We start from the raw sequence: 7559 nt of genomic DNA on the forward strand, positions 1-7559 counted from the left end.
AGCTTTTTAGGGCGCTTTGCTGGTAATGTGTGTTGCCGGTAAAGCGCCTCGTTGCATTTATGGAAAGACGGGGATAATAGTCGTCTCGAATGACATTCTGAGAAGGAGATCGCATGATTTCGTTTGATTACAAGCCCCAGGGCGTGTGTACTCGCAATATTCACCTCAATCTTTCCGATGACGGCAGCAAAGTGCTGGGCGTTGAGTTTACCGGCGGCTGCAACGGCAACCTCAAGGCCATCTCTAAATTGGTCGAAGGTGTTTCTTCCGATCGTGTGATTGAGGTGTTGGCCGGCAATACGTGCGGCACGAAAAAGACCTCCTGTGCCGACCAGCTTACGCGTGCCATCGAGGCCGCGCGTGCCGAGATTGCCTAATGAGTATTTTTGATCGCGTTAAGAATGGGGTAACGCGCCGAGGATTTGTGTTGGGTGGTGCTGCCGCGAGTGCTGCCACGCTGCTTGCGGGGTGCTCGAAAAAAACGGGCACCAGCGATGATGCTGCCGGTGAGCCGCAGGTTATCAAAGATGATTCCAAGATCGTCTCGATTACCGAAGAGTATGAGGCCGTCGACATTGATCTTAAGCCGACGGCGTCGTGGACGTTGCCATTGGGGACGCTGCTGTACTACTGCGATGGAGGTTACGCTGCGGCGATGATGGCGCCCGCATCTGCGCTGCATGCCAACACGCTTGGCGTGTTCAACATGGGGGACGGCTCACTCACCACGTTGATTGACGATCCTGTCGAGGGTTCCGGTTATGCGTTTTACGACGTTCGCGCCACCGATAGCGTGTTTGCGTGGGTTGAGATGAACTACGCGAATTCGTCGTGGAAGCTCTATGCGCAAACCCTGTCGGGCGCGGCGCTTACTGGTAATGCCGTTGAGCTTGATCGCGGCGGTGAGGACTACGACCCTCCGCTGTTTACCGCCTTTGACTCGTCGGTCATCTGGTACAAGATGCCTTCGACCGGTGGCAATAAGACCGGCAGCGATTCATATTGCTACCGCCGTTCGCTCGATGAATCTAAAGCGGAGGCAATCTGGAAGTCGACAGGCCGCTTTGCGTCTGCACCGCGCGTGAGCGATGGCATCCTGACTATCTCACCCCGCGTGCGCAATGACGAGGGCGTCTACTACGGCATGACGGCGATCGACCTGACGGACGGCAACAATACCAAGAGGGCTCAGCTGGTCCTTCCTTCGTCGGTGTCACCTTTCGAGGCCGTATATATGGGCGATACGTTTGTGTTCTCCATTGAGGCGACCTATGCCGGCGTGGGCGGCCTGGGCAATATGGGTACCTACATTGGTAACGAGGGCGGCCCGTATCAATTTCTATCGCGCGAACCGCTCGCGTGCGCCGCCGGCAGGAAGGGCAAATATCTGGTTAAGGTTCAGGCATCGCATTTTCTGATCGATACCTCCGCTAAAACCTATGGTTCGCTGCTGTCGCCCGACCGCGCTCTCGAATATGGCGACTATCCAGCTACGGCGGGAAAATCGAATACGTTTTTAACCTATGCCACGGTGCGTAATAGCCAAGGAATTCCCGAGACGGTTACCGCTCGCCTGTTCTCTCTTTAGCGCCGAGGGGTTAAAAAGGCGCCAACGGGGGAATAAGCCCATTGTAACCGTGAGTACCGCCCGCCGAGCTGTCGCGCCCATGCGATGCCCGGTGGGCTCAGGTGCGTTAAAATGGGCTTGTTCTTAGCTAATTGAGACAGGGGGGCCGTGTTATGGCTTCAGATGCAAAAAAGATTCTGCTGGTCGAGGACGAGAAGGCGATCCGTGACGCTGTCGCTGCCTATCTCGAGCGCGAGGGCTACTGGGTTGTTGGCGTTGGCGATGGCCAGTCTGCGATCGAGGAGTTCGAGAAGCACCAGTTCGACCTGGTTGTGCTCGACCTTATGCTCCCCAAGATCCCCGGCGAGCGCGTTTGCCGCACTATCCGCGATACCTCGGATGTGCCCATCATCATGCTTACCGCCAAGGGCGAGATCGAGGATCGCATCATCGGCCTCGAGCTTGGTGCCGACGACTACCTGATCAAGCCGTTCTCGCCGCGCGAGCTCGTCGCCCGCGTTCGTGCCCTATTCCGTCGTGCTCACCAGGCAGACGAGCCCGCCGTTGAGGTACTCGACTTTGGCGATCTGGTCATCGATATCTCGGGCCACAAGATCTTGGTCGAGGGCAAGGAAGTTGATTTGACCGCTTCCGAGTTTAAGCTGCTTACCACGCTTGCTCGCCATCCCGGTCGCGTCTATAACCGTATGGAGCTGGTCGAGAAGGTGCTCGGCTACGACTTTGAGGGCTACGAGCGCACCATCGACAGCCATGTGAAGAACCTTCGCGCCAAGCTGGGCGACGACCCCAAGAAGCCTAAGTGGCTCTATACCGTTCACGGCGTCGGTTATCGCTTCGAGGCTCCGGCCAAGACCGATAAGTCGGACGAGAAATAGGTAAATCACATATGACACCTGCGCGCTTTGAAATCGGACAAAAGCACAAGCAGGAGAACGAGGCGGGTTCCAAGGCAAGTTGGAACACGCCTCGTTCCGATTCACGGCCGGCGATGAGCTATCCCTCGCGTATGGCTTTGGCTTTTGCCCTGACATCGCTCATGACGGTATTGGTGCTGGTGGGCGTTGTCTCCGTTGTGTGGGGCACCGTCTTTTCGGATTACACGCGCTCCAATATCGTCGAGATCGCCAATTCTGCTGCCGAAAAGCTTGCGACGTCGTATGAGGAAAACGGCAATTGGACTGCGGGCGAGCTGCGCACGGTCGCGACGTCGAGCTTGGTGTCCGACGACCTGGGTATGCAGGTCGTCAACAAAAAGGGCGTTGTCGTTTATGACGACTCATGGCCTTCGGCAAGTGCGACCGCCGATGTGCGCGAGAGCGAATTGCCGTCGAGCAGCTCGAGCGGTAAAAAGGCCTCGCATAGCCCGGTCTCGTCAGCGCCCACCGACTCCGATAGCGTTGCCAACGTCGAAATCGTTACGTCCTCTGGCGAGCATGTCGGACAGGTAAAGCTATGGGCTATCGGCTCCGACGCTCTGCTCACTAAGGCAGATTCTGCGTTTAGGGAGAAGACCTTTAACGCCATGGCTCTTGCCGCGGTTGTTGCAATCTGCATCTCGGTCGTTATCGGATCGCTCGTGTCGCGCATGCTTACCAAGCCAATTCATCGTATTACGAGCACAGCCAAGCAAATTCGCGACGGCGATCTGTCTGCTCGTACGGGCTTGCGCGGCGATGACGAAATCGACCAGCTGGGTGAGACCTTTGACGAGATGGCCACCTCGCTCGAGAAAGATATGAAGCACGAAAAGCGCCTGACCTCGGATGTCGCACACGAGCTTCGTACACCGCTCATGGCCATGCTTGCAACGGTCGAGGCCATGCAAGACGGCGTGTACCCCACCGACGACGAGCATCTGGAGACGGTCGCTTCCGAGACGCGTCGCCTCGCTCGTTTGGTGCAGCAGATGCTTGACCTATCGCGTATGGAAAACAGCACGGCTCCGCTCAATCTCGAACCGGTGGACATGGTTCCGTTCGTGCGATCGATTGTGAACGGCCAGGAGCGTCTGTTTGCCGACCGTGACCTTCGCCTTCGCTTTGCAGATGAAACCCAGGGGCACGACGATGTCGTCGAGGCCGATCCCGACATGATCACGCAATGCGTCATCAATCTCATGAGCAACGCCATGCGCTACACCCCCGAGGGCGGTTGGGTCGTAGTGTCGGTGCTCAGTGACCGCAAGCATGTCAGTATTGCCGTTTCGGATACCGGTATCGGTATTGCCAAGGACGATCTGTCGCGTATCTTCGGACGATTTTGGCGCGCCGATGCCAGCCGCGCCCGCGAAGCTGGCGGCCTGGGCGTCGGCCTCGCCGTAACTAAACAGATCGTCGAGCGTCACCATGGCTACATATCCGTGGAGTCGGAGCTTGGAAAGGGTACGACTTTTACGATTCATCTGCCCCGCGAGCACACGGCGGACGCGGCATCTACTACAATGGAGCACTAGCTTTTCGCTATTCGGTGAAGGAGGGACCGCGTCCCTGCCGCTCCGAGTTTGCGAAAACGTGCGGTAAAGAACCCGCATTTCTGTCGTATTTAGGTAAGGAGTGACTCACGTGACAACGATGGAGCGTCGTCCGGATTCCCGTGGCAAGGTTCGTGATATCTACGATGCCGGCGAAAACCTGTTGATGGTCGCCACCGATCGCATTTCTGCGTTCGACTTTATTCTTCCCGACGAAATTCCGTTTAAGGGAGAGGTGCTCAACCGTATCTCGGCGTTCTGGTTCGACAAGTTTGCCGATATCATCCCCAATCACCTCGTCTCCATCGATCCGGCGGATTTCCCCAAGGAGTTTGCCGAGTATCGTGACTATCTCGCAGGCCGCGCCATGCTGGTTAAGAAGGCCCAGACGATTCCTATCGAGTGCATCGTCCGCGGCTATCTGACCGGTTCGGGCAAGAAGACCTACGACGAGAACGGCACCGTCTGCGGCATCCAGCTGCCTGAGGGCCTGACCGAGGCCTCCAAGCTCCCCGAGCCGCTGTTCACCCCGTCCACGAAGGCCGAGATCGGTGATCACGACGAGAATATCTCGTTTGAGCGTTGCTGCGAGATCGTTGGCGAGGACATCGCCACGCAGATCCGAGATCTGTCTCTTAAGATCTACAAAGCTGCCGCCGAGTATGCAGCGACCCGTGGCATCATCATTGCCGACACCAAGTTTGAGTTTGGTGTCATCGATGGCAAGGTCACGCTGATCGACGAGTGCCTCACGCCCGACTCCAGCCGTTTCTGGCCTGCCGCCAGCTACGAGGAGGGTAAGATTCAGCCTAGCTACGACAAGCAATTCGTCCGCAATTGGCTCAAGGCCAACTGGGATATGACGGGGGAGACCCCGCATCTGCCCGCCGAGGTCATCGATGGCACGTCCGAGCGCTATCGCGAGGCCTTCCAGATCATCACGGGCTCCCAGTTTACAAGCATGAAGGAGAACGCGTAAGTGAGTACCCGCAGCGCCACGAACAAGCGCACGCAATCCCACGAGGTTACCGGGGTTGCGCGCAAGTCCGCCGCATCCGCCAAGCCAGCTCGTCAGGCAGCGAGTTCTGTTCGCGTCGTGCCGGCATCATCCAAGGCACGCCGCAAGGAGCTCGAGAAGGGCGAGAGCCTTGAGGGCCTCTCTAAAGAGGAGAAGCGCGCCCGCAAGGCTAAGCGGCGCGCCAAGGAGGACCGCATCTACACGGTGTCGAGCATCCTTCTCAAGCAGGATGAGGACTACACCAAGCGCCGCCGCATCTGGTGGGCCGTGCTTACTATCGGCATGGTGCTCGTCGTGGCCATTTGGTCTTCGCTGTACTTCGCTCCCGCTGGCATGGTGTCCAGCCCCGTCCAGATGGCCGGCATTGTTTTGTCCTACATCGTCATTCTGGGTGACTTCATCTACGACTTCGTGCGCATCCGTCCCTTGCGTAATATGTATCGCGCGCAGGCCGAGGGCATGTCCGATAACAAGCTCAACGCTATCATCGAGCGCTCGGCTGCCAAAGAGGACAAGAAGGCCTCCAAGAAGAAGTAGTAGCGTTACAACCTATAGATATCGCTAAGATATAAGGCGCGTCGTTTTTTGCGGCGTGCCTTTTTACTGTCCTGTAGATAGATGGAGTGGCACATGATTCGAGCTGCCCTGACGGTCGAAGAGGCTCTGGAGGGTATGAAGTCCCTGGAGCCCAAGATTAAAAATTATGCGCGTCTCGTTGTTCGCAAGGGCGTCAACGTTAAGCCCGGTCAGGAGGTCGTCGTTCAGTCTCCCGTCGAGTGCGCGTCATTTGCGCGCGTGGTGGTTGCGGAGGCTTATGACGCCGGTGCCGGTCACGTGACGGTCATCTGGGCTGACGATGCCGTGACGAGGCTTACCTACGAGCATGTCGAGAAAAGCTATTTTGAGCAGACTCCCGAGTGGAAGCGCATACAGCTGGATTCGTTGGCTCAGGACGGAGCCTGCTTTATCTTTATTGAGGGCACGGACCCTGCTGCCCTCAAGGGCATCGATCCCGCTAAGCCTGCCGCAGCTTCTAAGGCGAGGAACATGCAGTGTAAGGTCTTTCGCCGTGGACTGGACTACAACATTAACCCGTGGTGCATCGCCGGCGCTCCGGTCGCTGCTTGGGCGCGCGAGGTATTCCCGGGAGACGCCGATGAGGTTGCAGTCTATAAGCTGTGGAATGCGATTCTGCACACCGCTCGTGCTGATGGCCAGGACCCGGAGAGCGACTGGGAGCTCCATGACGCCACATTCGAAAAGAACCTGCGCTTCCTAAACGATAATCAATTTGATTGCCTGCACTACACCGCTTCGAATGGAACTGATCTGACGATTGGAATGACGAAAGGCCATGAGTGGGCCGGCGGCAAGGGAAAAACTCCCGACGGTCACCCTTTCTTCCCCAACATTCCCACCGAGGAGGTCTTCACCTCGCCCGACCGTATGCGCGCCGACGGCATCGTGTACTCGGCTATGCCGCTCATTCACCACGGCAATAAGGTTGACGATTTTTGGATTAAGTTCGAGAACGGCCGCGTAGTGGACTATGACGCTCGCGTGGGTAAGGCAACGCTTGCGAGCATTATTGAAACCGATGAAGGTGCTGCTCATCTGGGCGAGGTCGCGCTTATTTCCAAGAACACACCGATTCGTGAAAGCGGCATTCTATTCTACGACACACTCTATGACGAGAACGCCAGCTGTCACCTTGCGTTGGGTGTCGGTTTTCCCGAGTGCATCGAAAGCGGGTATGACATGTCCAAAGAGGAACTTCTGGAGCATGGCGTCAACGTTTCGAGCACGCACGTTGACTTTATGATTGGCACGGACGACATCGATATTACGGGCATTACACCTGATGGACGTGAAATTGTGATTTTCCAGAACGGCCAATGGAGTTGGGAATAGTCTCAGACCGTGGTACAATGCCATCCGCGGGCCGTTAGCTCAGCTGGCAGAGCAGGGGACTTTTAATCCCAAGGTCCAGGGTTCGAACCCCTGACGGCCCACCATAGAATAGAAAAGCGACTGGCGGATGCCGGCCGCTTTTTTGTTGCCGGTGCACGGGTTCGAACCCGAAAGGGCGCGGAGCTGAGGAAACGCGTCAGCGTTTGCCAGCGCAGCGCGCGAGGCGCGGAGGCGCCGAAGCGGCCGCCCGCGCAGCGGGCCCGAACCCCTGACGGCCCACCATAGAATAGAAAAGCGACTGGCGGATGCCGGCCGCTTTTTTGTTGCCGGTGCACGGGTTCGAACCCGATCTTCTCTATATATAAGGACGCCTGGCGGCCAAAACCAGCCTTTTACCGACAGGAAACCAAAACCAGATGCCGTTAGAGTAAAGTAGCGCACCAGAGATGACCGATACCTCAACACCTATAAACCAGCTGGTCATCGCCAATACCGGAAGCCGATGCTTCAGATATGACTTCAGTGAAACAGCTGAAGGATCAATTTATTTGTGAACAAAATATGGAGTGCGT

The 7559-nt window shown here is 57.0% G+C and carries 7 protein-coding genes and 1 tRNA gene; all 8 read left to right on the forward strand.

Annotated features, from left to right (window positions below):
• The first annotated feature begins 113 nt into the window (after nucleotides 1-113).
• The gene (locus ACQQ92_RS01785; RefSeq protein WP_427717875.1) at nucleotides 114-377 is read left to right on the forward strand and encodes a TIGR03905 family TSCPD domain-containing protein; all 264 of its coding nucleotides are present in this window, start codon (nucleotides 114-116) and stop codon (nucleotides 375-377) included.
• Nucleotides 377-1588: a hypothetical protein gene (locus ACQQ92_RS01790; protein WP_427748135.1), complete on the forward strand. Its 1212-nt coding sequence runs from the start codon at nucleotides 377-379 to the stop codon at nucleotides 1586-1588. Before ACQQ92_RS01785 ends, ACQQ92_RS01790 begins: the two co-directional genes overlap by 1 nt.
• A gap of 152 nt (nucleotides 1589-1740) precedes the next feature.
• A complete protein-coding gene (locus ACQQ92_RS01795) occupies nucleotides 1741-2463 on the forward strand; it encodes a response regulator transcription factor (RefSeq protein ID WP_006236208.1) in 723 nt (240 codons plus the stop codon).
• An 11-nt stretch (nucleotides 2464-2474) separates the two neighbouring features.
• Nucleotides 2475-4040: a sensor histidine kinase gene (locus ACQQ92_RS01800; protein ID WP_154516828.1), complete on the forward strand. Its 1566-nt coding sequence runs from the start codon at nucleotides 2475-2477 to the stop codon at nucleotides 4038-4040.
• A gap of 118 nt (nucleotides 4041-4158) precedes the next feature.
• Nucleotides 4159-5037, forward strand: a complete 879-nt coding sequence (locus ACQQ92_RS01805) for a phosphoribosylaminoimidazolesuccinocarboxamide synthase (protein ID WP_427748164.1) — start codon at nucleotides 4159-4161, stop codon at nucleotides 5035-5037.
• Entirely contained in the window at nucleotides 5038-5613 is a 576-nt protein-coding gene (locus tag ACQQ92_RS01810; RefSeq protein ID WP_427717870.1) for a hypothetical protein, read from the forward strand.
• 93 nt (nucleotides 5614-5706) lie between these two features.
• A complete protein-coding gene (locus tag ACQQ92_RS01815) occupies nucleotides 5707-6987 on the forward strand; it encodes an aminopeptidase (RefSeq protein ID WP_427748134.1) in 1281 nt (426 codons plus the stop codon).
• Between the two features lie 28 nt (nucleotides 6988-7015).
• Nucleotides 7016-7091: transfer RNA gene (locus ACQQ92_RS01820), tRNA-Lys, on the forward strand.
• Nucleotides 7092-7559 lie beyond the last annotated feature (468 nt).

The sequence above is a fragment of the Collinsella sp. SGI.241 genome, assembly GCF_050312955.1.
In the GTDB taxonomy this organism is placed as follows: domain Bacteria; phylum Actinomycetota; class Coriobacteriia; order Coriobacteriales; family Coriobacteriaceae; genus Collinsella.